The organism is Gelidibacter algens (assembly GCF_001678675.1).
Classification (GTDB): Bacteria; Bacteroidota; Bacteroidia; order Flavobacteriales; family Flavobacteriaceae; genus Gelidibacter; species Gelidibacter algens.
The window spans coordinates 1-15,481 of the sequence record NZ_LZRN01000034.1 but is presented as its reverse complement, the minus strand read 5'-3'; the positions used below and the strand labels follow the sequence as shown (position 1 = coordinate 15,481).

Here is a 15,481-nt window from a genome sequence, read left to right as displayed (position 1 = left end):
ATTCAGTTTATTATAAAAACTGACGTTCCGATTCTTATTTACTCAAATACATTTTACGTCTAGAGTACAAATTGTAAAACTCATCATCCTTCAAATTATCAATAAACAAGATGCTTTCACCAGTACTTTTCATTTCTGGTCCCAGTTTTTTGTTCACATTAGGAAACTTGTTAAAAGAGAACACCGGCTGCTTAATCGCAAAACCTTCCAATTGTGGGTTGAAGTTAAAGTCGGTCACTTTATTCTCGCCCAGCATCACTTTTGTGGCATAGTTTACATAGGGCTCTTTATATGCCTTAGCAATGAAAGGTACGGTTCTGGATGCTCTTGGGTTAGCCTCAATGATGTACACAACATCATCCTTAATAGCAAATTGAACGTTGATCAGGCCTACAGTGTTTAAAGCCAGCGCAATTTTTTTAGTATGATCTTTTATCTGTTGCAGCACAAACTCACCCAAATTAAATGGTGGCAAGGTGGCATTACTATCACCAGAGTGAACACCACAAGGCTCAATATGCTCCATGATACCGATAATGTAAACATTTTCTCCATCACAAATAGCATCAGCTTCCGCCTCAATGGCACCATCCAAATAATGATCTAGCAGTAATTTATTGTTTGGCATTCTTCGCAATAAATTCACAACATGCTCCTCCAATTCGTTTTTATTGATCACGATTTTCATCCCTTGGCCGCCAAGTACATAAGAAGGGCGTACCAAAATAGGGAAACCAAGATGATCTGAAATTGCCAAGGCTTCATCTGCCGTGGTAGCAACATCAAACTCTGGATAAGGAATATTGTTTTCTTGCAATAATTTTGAGAAACTGCCTCTGTCTTCAGCTAAGTCGAGCGACTTATAAGTTGTTCCAATGATTTTAATGCCATAACGGTCTAACTTTTCTGCCAGTTTCAAAGCCGTTTGGCCACCTAACTGCACAATAACACCTTCTGGTTTTTCATGACGAATAATGTCGTAAATATGTTCCCAGAAAACAGGTTCAAAATACAACTTGTCAGAGATATCAAAATCTGTAGATACTGTTTCAGGGTTACAATTGATCATGATGGTTTCATAACCACATTCTGAAGCTGCCATAACTCCATGGACGCAGCAATAATCAAACTCAATACCCTGTCCAATTCGGTTAGGCCCTGAGCCTAAAACAATAATCTTTTTCTTGTCAGACACCACACTCTCATTGGCTGATGTGCGGGTGCCGTCTGGAGACTCCATGTCGTTTTCAAAAGTAGAGTAATAATACGGTGTTTGTGCTTTGAACTCAGCAGCACACGTATCTACCAATTTATAAACACGCTTGACATTGAGTTCATCACGTTTTTTATAGACTTGACTTTCCAAACAATTCAACATATGTGCTATTTGTCTGTCGCCATAGCCTTTCTGCTTCGCTTCAAGCAATAAATCGCGCTCTATAGTATCAATGGTAAAGGTTGAAATTTCTTTTTGAAGGTGGTATAATTCTTCATATTGCTTTAAGAACCACATATCAATCTTTGTAATTTCATGGATGCGACTCAACGGAATTCCCATTTGAATGGCGTCATAAATCACAAACACACGGTCCCAACTGGCATGTGTCAGCTTATCTATAACCTGATCATAGTCTTTATAACCTTTCCCATCAGCTCCTAGTCCGTTACGTTTAATTTCCAAAGATTGCGTTGCCTTATGGAGTGCCTCTTGAAAGGAGCGCCCAATGGCCATCACTTCACCTACCGATTTCATTTGCAGACCCAAAGTTCGATCAGCACCTTCAAATTTATCAAAATTCCAACGTGGGATTTTTACGACCACATAATCTAAAGTTGGTTCGAATAATGCCGAAGTAGATTTTGTTATTTGATTGCTCAATTCGTTCAAATTATAACCAATGGCCAATTTTGCAGCAATTTTTGCGATAGGATATCCTGTAGCCTTACTCGCCAAGGCAGAAGAACGGGATACACGCGGATTGATCTCAATGGCAATAATATCTTCATTTTTATCAGGGCTCACCGCAAACTGAACATTACAACCTCCGGCAAAATCACCAATACTGCGCATCATATGGATAGCCATGTCACGCATGCGCTGGTAGGTAGTGTCAGACAATGTCATTGCAGGTGCCACAGTAATAGAATCTCCCGTATGGATGCCCATTGGGTCCATATTTTCAATAGCACAAATAATAACAACGTTGTCATTTCTATCGCGCAAGAGCTCCAATTCATACTCCTTCCATCCGATCATAGCTTTGTCGATCATCACCTCATGGATAGGAGAAACTTCTAAACCACGGGTCAGCATTTCATCAAATTGACCTTCTGTATGCACAAATGAAGCACCTTCTCCACCAAGTGTGAAGGAAGCTCTAATCACCAAAGGAAAACCAAACTCCTGAGCAATTTCTTTACCTTCCAAATAGGATGTTGCGGTGGCTTGAGGGGCCATCGGAATACCGATTTTGAGCATCAACTCCCTAAACTCTTCCCTATCTTCAGTAATATTTATGGCATTGATATCAACACCAATAAGTTTTACACCAAAATCATCCCAGATGCCTTTTTCATCTGCCTGAATACATAAATTCAGTGCTGTTTGCCCCCCCATTGTTGGTAAAACAGCATCAATTTGTGGATGTTCTTTCAAGATTTTAATAATTGATTTTGTAGTGAGCGGCAATAAATAAACATGATCAGCCATAGTTGGATCTGTCATGATGGTTGCCGGATTTGAATTGATGAGTATGGTTTCTATGCCATCTTCACGAAGTGAGCGTAAGGCTTGGGTGCCAGCATAATCAAACTCGCAAGCTTGTCCGATAACGATTGGTCCTGAGCCAATAATAAGTACAGAATTGATGTTTTTGTTTTTAGGCATTATGATGGATTTTGTGTTGCAAAAATAAATAGGATTTGGGTACAAAAAAAGGCGCTACACCTAAGTAACACCTTTAAATATCAACAATTGTTAATCATTATTTTTTATGTCTTGTTTCTGAAGATACAGATAGTTTCTTTCTTCCTTTTGCTCTTCTACGTGCAAGAACCTTTCTACCATTAGCGGAAGCCATTCTTTCTCTAAAACCGTGTTTGTTTTTTCTCTTTCTTTTCGATGGTTGAAACGTTCTTTTACTCATTGTCTTATATCTTTAAAATAATCTTATATAGTCTAAAATATTGTCTGGATTCTCTCCCCAAAACTGCGGGCAAATATACAAAGACTTTTTACTCTGGCAAATCTAATTTTAAAAAATTTTTATGAAATTTTGATCTTACTGTTTGATGTCCAAAATAGGGATAAAGAATATAAGCAAGACTTGACTTATAAGCTAAAATATGAATGTCAACTTAAAAAAAATTAGTTTCTTTGTTAATTTTTAAAAAGACACATCAATACGATTTATGAAAGCATGTACTTTTTTGCTTGTTATTTTATGATGGTGCCAACAGGTAACCAAAAACAAGCATTGACGCCAATTCAACAACAGGGCTGCTCACAACTATAACCGTTGAAGGTGTTTATTATGGAGACACCAAAATACGTGCGGCAAACATGACCATACCCAATAAAATAACATCTACAATTACTTATAAACCATTAAATTAATCATGTACAATAAAAATATAAAACTCGTAATTACTGCTTTAATATTGGCTTTTGCCGTTTATCAATTCACTGAAAATAATATTGGTAATGGCATCATGCTTATTTTGTTGTCCACTAATTTTTGTGTTTCTTTATTTTAAAAACGAATTTATCCTTTTGGCATTTTTAAGATTAAGAAAACAAGATTTTCCTGGTGCAAAGCGCTGGTTAGACAAAATCAAAAATCCTTCTAGTGCTTTGGTTAAAAAACAAGAAGGCTATTACAATTATCTTCACGGCATCATGGTGTCTCAGACCAATATGAATGAATCCGAAAAATATTTTAAAAAGGCCTTAACATTTGGGCTGGCAATGGATCATGATATGGCTATGGCAAAACTAAATCTTGCCGGAATCGCATTTAGCAAACGTCGTCCTCAGGAGGCTAAATTATTGTTGAACGAAGCTCAAAAATTAGATAAACGCAACATGTTGGCCGATCAGATTAAGATGATGAAAGACAGCATGAAAAAAGCGCAGATGCCTAACCAACATTACGGCGGAAACAGGCAAGGAAGAAGACGCTAGATATTGATTTGTGAAACTGATTAACCTATTAATGCATAAACATCAATAGGTTTTTTTTGCACCATTTTGGACATCCAAGAAATAACAAGACGCCACTTAGAAGATTAGAGCAATGGTGCCCAAAGTCTGCAATAAGATTCTTTGAATTTTTCGATTCTAGGTCTGTTCATCCATCGTTCTTGATCAATGAGCTCACTGTCTTCTAAATCTTCAAAAAAGTGCGATTTAAGCTCCAGACTTTTATCTGTATTGTAGATAATCGCATTGATTTCAAAGTTGATATTGAAACTCCTATAATCTATATTGGTGGTCCCCACGGTACAAAACACATCATCAATAACTATTGTTTTGGCATGGATAAACCCTTTGCGATATCTATAGATTTTAATATTAGCCTCCAATAAACACTCGATATAGGAGTTGGTAGCGTGTTTTGCTGTCCAGGAATCAGATTCTTTAGGAATAAGTAGCCTAACATCTACGCCACTTTTTGAAGCCACTTGCAACGCTGTAATGATTTGATCATTAGGGATGAAATAAGGCGTTGTCAAAAACACATAGTTCTCTGAAGTGACAATGGCCGTAAAAATAACCTCCATGATATTGGCCCAATCTGTATCTGGACCACTTGCCGCAATTTGCATAGCGACACTCTCTTTGCAATCTTCCTTCGGGAAAAAGCTCTCCTCAATCTTAATATTACGGCCGGACACAAACTCCCAATTCATTAAGAAATGGATCTGTAAGGACTTTACAGATTCGCCAACAATTCGCAAATGGGTATCTCTCCAATAATGGGGGGTGCCCTCATAATTGACGTAAGTATCTGAAACATTAATGCCACCAATATATCCTATTTGCCCATCAATGACCACAATCTTACGGTGATTTCTGTAGTTCATCTTACCGGTGAATCCAGGAAATAGAACAGGCATAAACGGATGCCATTCCACACCACTCTCCTCCATCCTATTCTTATTTTTTCTTGAAACGCTGCTGCCTACATCGTCTATGCTCAGTCTTACTTTGACACCTTCCTTGGCTTTATCACATAAAATGTCAATAATTTTCGTTCCTATTTTATCATCACGGAGAATATAGTACTCCATATGAATGTGCATTGTGGCTTTTTTCAAATCCTCTAAAAGGATCTTAAACTTATGTTCTCCATTTTTAATGATTTTGACATCATTAAACGTCGTCAAAGGTGCGTTTGGACTGCTGTGGAGCAGCTTTACAAGTTTGATTTTCTCATTGAGAAGATCGTGTTCTAAATCGGTGATTTCCTGTTTATCAGGCTTAAGGCGTTTACTGACATCAGCAATCAATTTTTGATTGAGAATATGTTTTCTGTTGAAGATTTTATTTTTTCGGTATTCCTGACCAAAGAGGTAGTAGACAACAAGTCCGAAAAATGGAAAAAAAACCAAAACGATAATATAGGATATCGTTTTGGTTGGATTCAAATTTTTGGTAAGCACTGTAAATGCTGCTAAAATGACTAAAAGATAATTAACAGTTATAACAATAACCCATATATTATTGGAAATGAAGTCACCCATTAAGGTTTGGAATAATATCCCTTTTCAGGAATCTCAATCATATATTGTTTTCTTGATCGATTATTTAAATGCGCTTCTCTCAACCATGGATTATGAATTTTAAGAATTTTGTAGTTGATACCATATTCTTTGGAAAAGGCAGCAAAATTAGTCACCTCTTTATCCACCATAACAGTGAATGTTGGAATATTTTTATAAAGATCAGCATCTTGAAAGTTAAACCCATACGTTTTTGGATTCTTTAAAATTTCTTTCAAAGCTACAATCCTGAATATATAACGCCCGGTCTCCTCTCCTAATAACAAATCGTAGTAGTCACTGACATCTTGCTCTTTTAAGCGTCTTGACATTCCAGTATTTCCAGCATTATAAGCCGCCGCCGCCAAGGTCCATGAGCCTAAACTATTTTTTGATTGTAATAAATATTTGCAGGCCACTTCTGTAGCTTTTTCCAAGTGGTAACGTTCATCCACATTTTCATTGACTTCTAAGCCATTTTCCTTTCCTGTTTCTGGCATAATTTGCCAAACACCTCTTGCTCCCGCTGGAGATACGGCGTTTGTCAACCCACTTTCAATAACTGCCAAATACTTAAAGTCATCTGGGATGCCATGCTTTTTCAAAATAGGTTCAATAATTGGGAAGTATTTTTTGGCGCGCTTAAACATCAATAGACCATTAGATTGCCAATAGGTGTTCACTAAAAGCTCCTTATCCATACGTTCGTAAACATCAGGATCTGATAACGGCACCTTTTCTCCTGCAAAATTTAAATCATCAGGTAATTTAAGAGCGTATACATTATAATCATTGATCATTATTTCTTCTGGCTCCACGTCCTTATCTGCAGGTTTTTGTACCGCAAATATGAACAATCCTGAAATGCTGACCAGCCCCACGATGGCTAGTAAATTCTTAATAGTTTTCATTTTCTGAATTTTTTATAAATGTAAAAAAATAATTGAATAGTATTCAATTTGATCCTGCTATTAAAGCTGGGAGGTTTTTATTAAACCACTTGTATTTTGTAACGATCATAATATGTGTGCCTCCTTTTACCACAACACAGTTTCCTTGACAGGAATTGGTGAAAATGGCATCATTATCCCCGTGAATATAAATGGTATCAGCAATAGGTTTTTCTTGGTCCCAAAGCAACATTTCTTTCAATGCCCAATCCAGATAGCGTTTATCATTTACGGCAAGATAGGTTTTGTAAAGATCGATGCGTTTGGCAATGGTATCATTGAAAGCGTATTTTTTAAGAACGTCTAAATTGGAAAGCAATTGTGTGGGCGCAAACTTATAAGCCTTCATAAACTTAGCAACCTTCATCCGTTTAGGAAGTTCATGACGAGATTTGATACTGCTTACCACAATGAGTTTCCTGACCTTCATATGTTTACTCATTTCCTGTACCAATACCCCACCAAATGACACGCCCAAAAGCACTGGATTTTCATGTGTAATCTTTTCGATCATCCGTTTTGCATAGTGCTCGAAACTTTCATTGGTTTCTGGGATCATCCATTCCAACCAGTAGATTTTAAATTGATCTTCAGGCAACCTGATGCGTTCAAAAATTGTCGGCTTTGCGGCCATTCCTGGCATGAGATATATTGGTATAATATCTTGTTCCATTTGCTATTTTCAAATTATGACTAAAAACATTAATGCCCTTATAACACAGCAAAATCATGAGTTTCTATAGCGGCCGTAAAGGTTTATTTCCTAAGTATTTAACAGTCCATAAACCGAATGCTATAGTAATTTTTCGTAAATTTGTCGCACAAAGCTATATAAAAATGTAGTCACCGCACCCTTCCAACCGTTGAAATAAATTAAATATATTAATATGATTGATGCAGCAGAATTAGTTGACAATGACTTCTTACGTCAATTTGAGCTTAAAGTTGAAGACGACATGGCTAAAATTGAGTATTCACTCCAAGATCGTAAGATTTTCTTAACTAAATTGGTAATCCCTGAAGGCATTACCTCTGAAGAATTTGAGAATGATTTTTTAACCTTAGTGTTTGAAAATATCTCTGAACGTAACATTAGTGTTGTTCCTACCAGTCCTGAAATAGCTAAGTTTATAAGGAGAAACAGAAAGTATAAAAAGATGCTTCCTGTGGGAATCAGAATATAATTTTTGATTGACTAAAAAAATATCCAAAGCTAACTTTGGATAATTTTTTATGTTTAGTGTGGCTTATTTTTTCTCATAAACCAACGTCAAGTCCTTTTTAGCTATAATTTCTGTTAGTGCTTCATTATAAACTTTAATAGCACCTTCATACACTACGGTCAACTTTGTTCCCGTCACCACTGCAACCACTCCATTAAAGCCAATACTTTGATCATTGACTTGATTGTATTCAGTTGCAAAACCAATAGCACCCTCGGCACAGGTTTCTGTTATCATATAAACATCAGAAGTGCCATCCTTCAAGCGGACTTTAAGTTCAGGGTTGAACGTATCATTGGAAGTCACCAGCCCATTTGTATCAAACCTCAAAATCTCATTAACTTCACAAGTCGTTTCATCCAAAAGATTAGTGCTAAATGTGGCATCATTATTTAAGTTGAAAGGAATCTCAATGGACCATGCTGTTAATTTCCAGTTCCCGATAATTGGGTTTTTGACATCGTCCTTTGAACAGGCTGAACAGACAAAAAAACAAACAGAAAGAAAAAGCAGGCACAATGATTTTTTCATTAATAATCTTAGTTAGATAAGGAACAACCTCAAAATTATAGATAACGTATCGTCTTCTAAAAAAAATAGGTCAAATAGCCAAAAAGTCAGATGAAAAACAGATTATAATTCATTATATGTAATTTAGCGCAGTAATACACCTACAAATTCAAATCTCACAATACCATCATCATCAATTTTAGTAAGTTCAATGTCATGCAACGTATTCACCAAATCTGGATTCCATGGTGTTTTTACTTTGACGTAGTTCTCAGTAAATCCATGAATATAGCCAGCCTTATTTTCACTTTCAAACAAAACAGTCCGCGTACTTCCCAATTGGCTTTCATAAAATGCACGACGTTTTTTAGCAGAGAGTCCTCTCAACATTTTACTGCGTTTTGCCCTAACCTTTTTTGGCACCACACCTTCCATAACTGCAGCTTCAGTATGATCACGCTCAGAATAGGTAAAGACATGCAAATAGGAAATATCAAGCGCGTTTAAGAAGTTATAGGTTTCTAAAAAATGAACATCGGTCTCTGAAGGGAAACCAACAATAACGTCCACACCAATGCAGGCATGCGGCATGACTTCTTTTATTTTTGAAACACGATCTATATAAAGTTCTTTCATATAACGACGTTTCATTTTTTTGAGAATGTCGTTACTGCCACTCTGTAATGGAATATGGAAATGAGGCACAAATGCTCTCGATCTTGAAACTAGGTCAATTGTCTCATTTTTGAGCAAGTTGGGCTCTATGGATGAGATGCGCAAGCGTTCAATACCTTCTACTTTATCCAATTCTGTAACCAGATCCAAAAAGGTGTGTTCGTGCTTCTTATTGCCGAATTCTCCTTTGCCATAATCGCCAATATTGACCCCCGTCAACACAATTTCTTTGATGTTTTGAGCGGCAATTTCTTTTGCATTATTAATCACGCTTTCCATCGTGTCACTACGCGAAATACCACGGGCCAATGGAATCGTACAATAAGTACATTTATAATCGCAACCGTCCTGAACCTTTAAAAATGCACGAGTTCTATCACCAATGGAATAACTCCCTACATAAAAATCAGCGTCTTCAATCTCACAAGAATGCACTTCACCTGTACCTCTATTACGCACAGGATTATTGATCAACTCATTAATATAGCTAGTCAAATTGAATTTCTCTGTAGCACCAAGTACCAAGTCAACACCATTTACATCCGCCAATTCTTGAGGCTTCAATTGTGCATAACAGCCAACAGCGGCCACAAAAGCATCTGGATTGACCTTTTGTGCTTGTTTTACGATAGATTTAAAGCGCTTATCAGCATTATCTGTAACAGAGCAGGTGTTTATCACATAAATGTCTGCTACTTCATTAAACTCTACACGATCAAAACCTTCATTGGTAAAACTTCTGGCAATGGTGGAAGTCTCTGAAAAATTCAGTTTACAACCTAAGGTATAAAATGCTACTTTCTTTTTCATAATACAGTCTTCATTTCCTAAAAACAGCAGCTTATTTTAAAGAAAATCAGCAGCAATTTTATAAGTAAAATTGATTTTTACTTTGTTATTGGAATGGGAAGGGCAAAGTTACGTAAATGTTTGAAAATACTACCAATATCGGGTACTACTGAGAAGAATTTATAATTTTAAGAGCACTAAAAAGAAGTGTGAACCAAAATTTAGTAGTTTGGAATTTAAATCTTAATCTCTTCTAAACTTTTTACTGATCTCAAAAATGTGTTCCAAGATTGCTTTGTCTATCTCTGTAAACTCCAATTGACGTCTGGACATCACAACCGCTGTTGCTTCAAATGCTTTTTTAGTCAAATATGTTGTAAATCCTCCAGGTCCTCCCCAACTAAAGCTAGGTATGAAATTACGCGGAAAACCGCTTCCAAAGATATTGGCACTCACGCCCACGACCGTACCCGTGTTGAACATAGTATTGATGCCGCATTTACTATGATCGGCCATCATAAGTCCACAAAACTGCAGCCCGGTACGCGCAAAACTTTCAGTAGTATACTCCCAAATCCTTACCTCGGCATAATTATTTTTGAGATTGGAATTGTTGGTATCTGCACCCAAATTGCACCATTCTCCAATAACGGAGTTGCCCAAATACCCTTCGTGCCCCTTATTGCTATAAGCAAAAAGTACGGAATTGGTGACCTCACCTCCTATCTTACAATATGGTCCAACGGTGGTGGGTCCATAAATCTTAGCACCCATTTTGACTACCGAATGCTCACAAATAGCAAAAGGTCCTCTAATCATAGCACCTTCCATAACTTCGGCATCTTTACCAATATAAATTGGGCCATTGCTGGCATTAAGCGTCGCAAATTCTAAAATTGCGTCCTCCTCCAAGAAAATGTTATGGGCTGCTATGATATTGTTGCTGGACGGAATGGGCTGTGACGTCCTTCCTTTTGTAACTAAATCAAAATCTTCTTGAATCGCCTCTCCATTTTTCGTGAAAATATCCCAAGTGTGTTCTAATTTAAGGGCATTCCCGTGATATTCAATCGCTTCAAAAGCATTAAAATCGATATCTTTTTGGGCGTCTTTAGTAAAAAATGCAATGACATCTTCATCTTTAAAAATAGCTTGGTTCTCTCCCAAATTCATTACAAGTTCTACCAATTCAATAGTAGGCAAATAGGACGCATTGATCATGACATTCTCGTCCATTTCTACCATTGGGAACTTTTCAGAAAGATAATCTTCAGTAATGGTTGTGGTGGTGCAACCCAGATGAATTTCCCATTTTTCACGAATGGTTAAAATTCCAATTCTAATATCGGCAACCGGTCGCGTATAGGTGAAGGGGAGAAGATTATTTCTAGAGGGACCGTCGAAAAGAATGTAGTTCATACTGAAGTTAGAAGTTACAAGTTAATAGCTAGAAGGTTTCTCCTAACTATAACTCAAATTATCGATCCAAAAATAAGTTATTTCTAGAAAACAAAAAAAGCCTTCAGACAATTCTGAAGGCTTTCAATATCTTGGACACTAAATTATTTATTAAATTTAGCGTATTTATTTTTAAATTTATCAATACGACCAGCCGTATCTACCAACTTCGATTTACCAGTATAAAACGGGTGAGATGATCTTGAAATCTCCATCTTTACAAGTGGATACTCAACACCGTCAACGTCAATCGTTTCATTTGTATCTGCTGTAGATTTTGTTAAAAACACGTCTTCATTGGACATATCTTTAAATGCTACTAGTCTATAATTTTCTGGATGTATACCTTTTTTCATCTCTAAATACTTTAATAACGTTCAATTTTTAGAAGTGCAAATTTAAGTATTTTTTCCATTTGTGCAATACATTTGGTTTTATTTTTCTCATTTAATTGTAAGTCAAAAGTTTTATCGAATATGCAGTGCTCAAATTAATAATTATAAAGGACGAATTTTCGATGTCTTTAAAATGAGATTCACACTTATGTCTTAATAAATTGTAACGTTTTCCTATATTTGCTTACTAACTAACAAATAAACTAATTAAACCAACTATTATGGAAACACAAAAACTTGCCCCAGGCAAATTTGCAATTAATTATGGCGTGATTTTAGGCCTTGTTATGGTCGTCATCAGTGTCATCGCCTATGTGACAGGGTTAGCTTTGGAGGGTGCGCAATGGCCTACAGCAATCTACTATATTATTTTTCCTGTTGTCATATTTTATGCTATTTCTCAGTACAAAAAACGAAATGCCAGCCTTCTGACCTTAAGTGAAGCACTTAAAGTTGGTGTATTAATTGGTGTTATAAGTGCTATTGTTTTCGTAATTTATTCTTTAATATTTAATTACATCATTGATCCAGATTTTGTGAACCAAATGAAGGATGTCGCTAGGGACAATATGCTTGAACAAAATCCTGATATGACCCAAGAGATGGTAGATCAGGGAATGAAGTTTGTTGAAATGTTTACAAACCCTGCGATTATGGGTGCTTTTTGGATTGCACTCAGTGCTCTTTTTGGTCTCATTTATGCTCTTATTGGCGGTTTAATAATGAAAAAAGAAACAAAATTGAGCTAAATTAATTTCGCTACTTTTTTAAACATCACCTATTGAACTCACTTAGATGAATATATCAGTAGTCATACCACTACTCAACGAACAGGAATCGTTAACTGAATTATATGATTGGATTGCAAAGGTTATGCAATCCAATCATTTTTCTTATGAAATCATCTTTATTGATGATGGCAGTACCGATGATTCATGGAATGTGATTCAACAGTTATCCCAAAAGGATAGCAATGTCAAAGGAATTCGTTTTTTACGGAATTTTGGTAAATCCCAAGCGCTTCACGCAGGATTTGACAAAGCAAAAGGTGAGGTGGTCATTACCATGGATGCGGACTTACAGGACAATCCAGAAGAAATCCCGGAACTCTATCAAATGATTGCCAATGAGCATTATGACTTGGTATCAGGATGGAAGAAAAAGCGCTATGATTCTGTGATTTCAAAAAATTTACCTTCCAAATTATTCAATTGGGCAGCACGCCAAACCTCTGGGGTAAAATTGAATGATTTTAACTGCGGACTCAAAGCTTACAATCTTGATGTGGTCAAAAATATAGATGTCAATGGTGAAATGCACCGTTACATTCCTGTGTTGGCCAAAAATGCAGGGTTCTCAAATATTGGTGAAAAAGTTGTGCTCCATCAAGCTCGAAAATATGGGACTACAAAATATGGTATAAACCGGTTTATTCACGGATTTCTGGATTTATTGACCATTTGGTTTATTTCGCGTTTTGCAAGGCGGCCAATGCATCTCTTTGGTGCGCTGGGTGTGATCATGTTATTTATTGGGTTCGGATTTACGCTTTATCTCGGTATTGACAAACTCTTTTTAAACACTTCAGGGCGCCTTATAACGGCACGCCCACAATTTTATATTGCCCTATCTACCATGATTATCGGAACTCAGTTTTTTATTGCTGGTTTTTTGGGTGAAATTATTTTACGTAACAAAGAAGACAAAAAACGGTACCTCATCAATGATGAAGTGAACTTCTAATCCATCAAATTAATAGCCCATATCAAGTTAACAGTTGTCGAATTGTTTATTTTTGTACTATAACTCATAACCACAACGCCATGATTCACATTGAACCAAAAATTTTAGAACGCATCAATGCTTGGTTAACCCCAACCTTTGACGAGGAGACCCAAAATAAGATTAAGGACAGTATCGCTTTTCAACCTAAAGAAATCCAGGAAGCATTTTATAAGGATCTAGAATTTGGTACCGGTGGCATGCGCGGTATTATGGGCGTTGGCACCAACCGTATCAACAAATATACTTTGGGAAGAAATACTCAAGGCTTGAGCAATTACTTGCACGAGCAATTTCCAAATGAAACGCCTAAAGTGGTGATAGCTTATGATTGTCGCCATAATAGCAAGTCCTTGGCTAAAGTGGTCGCTGATGTCTTTTCAGCAAATGACATTGAGGTCTTTTTATTTGAAGACTTACGCACCACGCCAGAACTATCATTTTCAGTAAGATACTTGGACTGCCATTGTGGTATTGTATTAACTGCCTCCCATAATCCTCCAGAATACAATGGTTATAAGGTGTATTGGCAAGATGGTGGACAATTGGTACCGCCTCAGGATGCAGAAATTGTGGAGAAAATAAACAGTTTGGATTATTCTGAAATCAAATTTGAAGCTAAAGATAAGTTCATCACTATGATTGCTAAAGAAGTGGATGAGGCATTTATTAACGCATCAGTTAAAAACGGAAACTTTACAAGTCAGGAAGCCAAAGACAACTTGACCGTTGTGTTCACCTCACTTCATGGCACTTCTATTACAACGGTTCCTGAAACACTAAAACGTGCAGGTTATAAAAACGTCCATCTCGTTAAAGAACAGGAGGTTCCAAATGGCGATTTCCCAACCGTAAAATCGCCCAATCCTGAAGAACCGGAAGCCTTAAAGATGGCTTTGGAACTTGCGGAAAAAGTTAACGCTGATATCGTAATTGGTACCGATCCTGATTGCGACCGATTAGGTGTTGCCGTTAGAAATTTGAAAGGTGAAATGGTCATCCTCAATGGCAACCAAGCTATGGTGGTCATGACTGACTTCCTTTTGAAACAATGGAAAAAACAAGGTAAGATTGATGGCAATGAGTTTGTAGGCTCAACTATTGTTTCTACACCCATGGTGGAAGTCTTGACAAAATCATACAATGTTGCATATAAAGAGGGTTTGACCGGATTTAAATGGATTGCCAAGATGATCAAGGATTTTCCTGAGCTCGACTTTATTGGTGGTGGCGAAGAAAGCTTTGGTTTTATGGTGGGCGATTTTGTGCGTGATAAAGATGCAGTGACCTCTACCCTACTGGCCTGCGAAATTGCTGCTCAGGCAAAAACTGATGGCAGTTCCTTCTTTGAGACTTTACTACAATTATATGTGGCTCATGGTCTTTACAAGGAACATTTGGTGTCGATCACAAAGAAAGGGATGGACGGCGCTCAAGAAATCAAAAAAATGATGGTTGACGCCAGAGAGAACCCCTTAAAGGAAATCAACGGTTCTAAAGTGACTCGCATTGAGGATTACCAACTTTCAAAAGCTAAAAACTTTATTAACAATACAGAAGAGGAGATCAGTATCCCAAAATCAAACGTCATTATTTATTATACCGAAGATGGTAGTAAAATAGCACTGAGACCAAGCGGTACAGAGCCTAAAATAAAATTTTATATGAGTGTTAATGCACCGTTATCCTCTATTGACCAATTTTCAAATGTGGATGCCCAACTGCAGCATAAAATTAACGCCATCGTAAAAGACATGAACCTTATCTAAATGGAGTATTTAAAAAAGTTTTACCGGTTTCTTATTCCGTATAAAAAATGGGCCTATCTCAATATCTTTTTCAACATCCTCTATGCACTTTTTAGCACCTTATCTTTTGTTGCTCTAATTCCTGTTTTTAAAGTTCATTTTTAATTGAAAAACGTGAGGTTAGTTTC

13 protein-coding genes and 1 pseudogene are annotated in these 15,481 nt (G+C 36.8%); 5 read left to right on the top strand and 9 right to left on the bottom strand.

Annotated features, from left to right (window positions below; translation table 11 throughout):
* Positions 1 to 34: 34 nt before the first annotated feature.
* The gene (carB, locus tag A9996_RS14315; RefSeq protein ID WP_066436472.1) at positions 35 to 2,887 is read right to left on the bottom strand and encodes a carbamoyl-phosphate synthase large subunit; all 2,853 of its coding nucleotides are present in this window, start codon (positions 2,885 to 2,887) and stop codon (positions 35 to 37) included.
* 97 nt (positions 2,888 to 2,984) lie between these two features.
* Complete coding sequence (gene rpmH / locus A9996_RS14310) at positions 2,985 to 3,146, bottom strand: 50S ribosomal protein L34 (RefSeq protein ID WP_066436469.1); 162 nt, start codon at positions 3,144 to 3,146, stop codon at positions 2,985 to 2,987.
* 472 nt (positions 3,147 to 3,618) lie between these two features.
* Here rpmH and A9996_RS14305 point away from each other — a divergent pair.
* A pseudogene (locus A9996_RS14305) lies at positions 3,619 to 4,183 on the top strand (DUF2892 domain-containing protein).
* Positions 4,184 to 4,287: 104 nt separating this feature from the next.
* Here A9996_RS14305 and cls read toward each other — a convergent pair.
* The 3 genes from cls to A9996_RS14290 are packed head-to-tail and all read right to left on the bottom strand — an operon-like array spanning position 4,288 to position 7,386.
* Entirely contained in the window at positions 4,288 to 5,745 is a 1,458-nt protein-coding gene (gene cls / locus A9996_RS14300; protein WP_066436466.1) for a cardiolipin synthase, read from the bottom strand.
* Positions 5,745 to 6,674 (bottom strand): lytic transglycosylase domain-containing protein, encoded by a 930-nt coding sequence (locus A9996_RS14295; protein WP_066436464.1) that lies wholly within the window; start codon positions 6,672 to 6,674, stop codon positions 5,745 to 5,747. Before A9996_RS14295 ends, cls begins: the two co-directional genes overlap by 1 nt.
* Positions 6,675 to 6,717: 43 nt before the next feature.
* The gene (locus A9996_RS14290; RefSeq protein WP_066436462.1) at positions 6,718 to 7,386 is read right to left on the bottom strand and encodes an alpha/beta hydrolase family protein; all 669 of its coding nucleotides are present in this window, start codon (positions 7,384 to 7,386) and stop codon (positions 6,718 to 6,720) included.
* A 214-nt stretch (positions 7,387 to 7,600) separates the two neighbouring features.
* Here A9996_RS14290 and A9996_RS14285 point away from each other — a divergent pair, with 214 nt between their 5' ends.
* Positions 7,601 to 7,897 (top strand): N-acetyltransferase, encoded by a 297-nt coding sequence (locus tag A9996_RS14285; RefSeq protein WP_066436459.1) that lies wholly within the window; start codon positions 7,601 to 7,603, stop codon positions 7,895 to 7,897.
* Positions 7,898 to 7,960: 63 nt separating this feature from the next.
* On the opposite strand, the gene A9996_RS14280 is transcribed toward A9996_RS14285, so the two are convergent.
* The 4 genes from A9996_RS14280 to A9996_RS14265 all read right to left on the bottom strand — a co-directional run bounded on the left by A9996_RS14280 (position 7,961) and on the right by A9996_RS14265 (position 11,724).
* The gene (locus tag A9996_RS14280) at positions 7,961 to 8,467 is read right to left on the bottom strand and encodes a hypothetical protein (RefSeq protein ID WP_066436457.1); all 507 of its coding nucleotides are present in this window, start codon (positions 8,465 to 8,467) and stop codon (positions 7,961 to 7,963) included.
* A 123-nt stretch (positions 8,468 to 8,590) separates the two neighbouring features.
* Complete coding sequence (gene mtaB / locus A9996_RS14275) at positions 8,591 to 9,931, bottom strand: tRNA (N(6)-L-threonylcarbamoyladenosine(37)-C(2))-methylthiotransferase MtaB (RefSeq protein ID WP_066436454.1); 1,341 nt, start codon at positions 9,929 to 9,931, stop codon at positions 8,591 to 8,593.
* A gap of 222 nt (positions 9,932 to 10,153) precedes the next feature.
* Positions 10,154 to 11,329: a GlmU family protein gene (locus A9996_RS14270; protein WP_066436452.1), complete on the bottom strand. Its 1,176-nt coding sequence runs from the start codon at positions 11,327 to 11,329 to the stop codon at positions 10,154 to 10,156.
* 143 nt (positions 11,330 to 11,472) lie between these two features.
* Positions 11,473 to 11,724: a type B 50S ribosomal protein L31 gene (locus A9996_RS14265; RefSeq protein ID WP_066436449.1), complete on the bottom strand. Its 252-nt coding sequence runs from the start codon at positions 11,722 to 11,724 to the stop codon at positions 11,473 to 11,475.
* Positions 11,725 to 11,984: 260 nt separating this feature from the next.
* On the opposite strand from A9996_RS14265, the gene A9996_RS14260 reads away from it, so the two are divergent.
* The 3 genes from A9996_RS14260 (at position 11,985) to A9996_RS14250 (ending at position 15,314) form a co-directional block, all read left to right on the top strand.
* On the top strand, positions 11,985 to 12,512 hold the full coding sequence (locus A9996_RS14260; RefSeq protein WP_066436446.1) for a DUF4199 domain-containing protein: 528 nt from the start codon (positions 11,985 to 11,987) through the stop codon (positions 12,510 to 12,512).
* Between the two features lie 46 nt (positions 12,513 to 12,558).
* Complete coding sequence (locus tag A9996_RS14255) at positions 12,559 to 13,506, top strand: glycosyltransferase family 2 protein (protein WP_066436444.1); 948 nt, start codon at positions 12,559 to 12,561, stop codon at positions 13,504 to 13,506.
* 80 nt (positions 13,507 to 13,586) lie between these two features.
* Complete coding sequence (locus tag A9996_RS14250) at positions 13,587 to 15,314, top strand: phospho-sugar mutase (protein ID WP_211272658.1); 1,728 nt, start codon at positions 13,587 to 13,589, stop codon at positions 15,312 to 15,314.
* Positions 15,315 to 15,481: the final 167 nt, after the last annotated feature.

Bases quoted from the DNA above. Each gene is read 5' to 3' on its own strand.
- rpmH (WP_066436469.1), bottom strand. From the start codon at position 3,146: ATGAGTAAAAGAACGTTTCAACCATCGAAAAGAAAGAGAAAAAACAAA.
- A9996_RS14280 (WP_066436457.1), bottom strand. From the start codon at position 8,467: ATGAAAAAATCATTGTGCCTGCTTTTTCTTTCTGTTTGTTTTTTTGTC.
- cls (WP_066436466.1), bottom strand. From the start codon at position 5,745: ATGGGTGACTTCATTTCCAATAATATATGGGTTATTGTTATAACTGTT.
- A9996_RS14250 (WP_211272658.1), top strand. From the start codon at position 13,587: ATGATTCACATTGAACCAAAAATTTTAGAACGCATCAATGCTTGGTTA.
- A9996_RS14295 (WP_066436464.1), bottom strand. From the start codon at position 6,674: ATGAAAACTATTAAGAATTTACTAGCCATCGTGGGGCTGGTCAGCATT.
- A9996_RS14255 (WP_066436444.1), top strand. From the start codon at position 12,559: ATGAATATATCAGTAGTCATACCACTACTCAACGAACAGGAATCGTTA.
- A9996_RS14285 (WP_066436459.1), top strand. From the start codon at position 7,601: ATGATTGATGCAGCAGAATTAGTTGACAATGACTTCTTACGTCAATTT.
- carB (WP_066436472.1), bottom strand. From the start codon at position 2,887: ATGCCTAAAAACAAAAACATCAATTCTGTACTTATTATTGGCTCAGGA.
- mtaB (WP_066436454.1), bottom strand. From the start codon at position 9,931: ATGAAAAAGAAAGTAGCATTTTATACCTTAGGTTGTAAACTGAATTTT.
- A9996_RS14265 (WP_066436449.1), bottom strand. From the start codon at position 11,724: ATGAAAAAAGGTATACATCCAGAAAATTATAGACTAGTAGCATTTAAA.
- A9996_RS14290 (WP_066436462.1), bottom strand. From the start codon at position 7,386: ATGGAACAAGATATTATACCAATATATCTCATGCCAGGAATGGCCGCA.
- A9996_RS14270 (WP_066436452.1), bottom strand. From the start codon at position 11,329: ATGAACTACATTCTTTTCGACGGTCCCTCTAGAAATAATCTTCTCCCC.
- A9996_RS14260 (WP_066436446.1), top strand. From the start codon at position 11,985: ATGGAAACACAAAAACTTGCCCCAGGCAAATTTGCAATTAATTATGGC.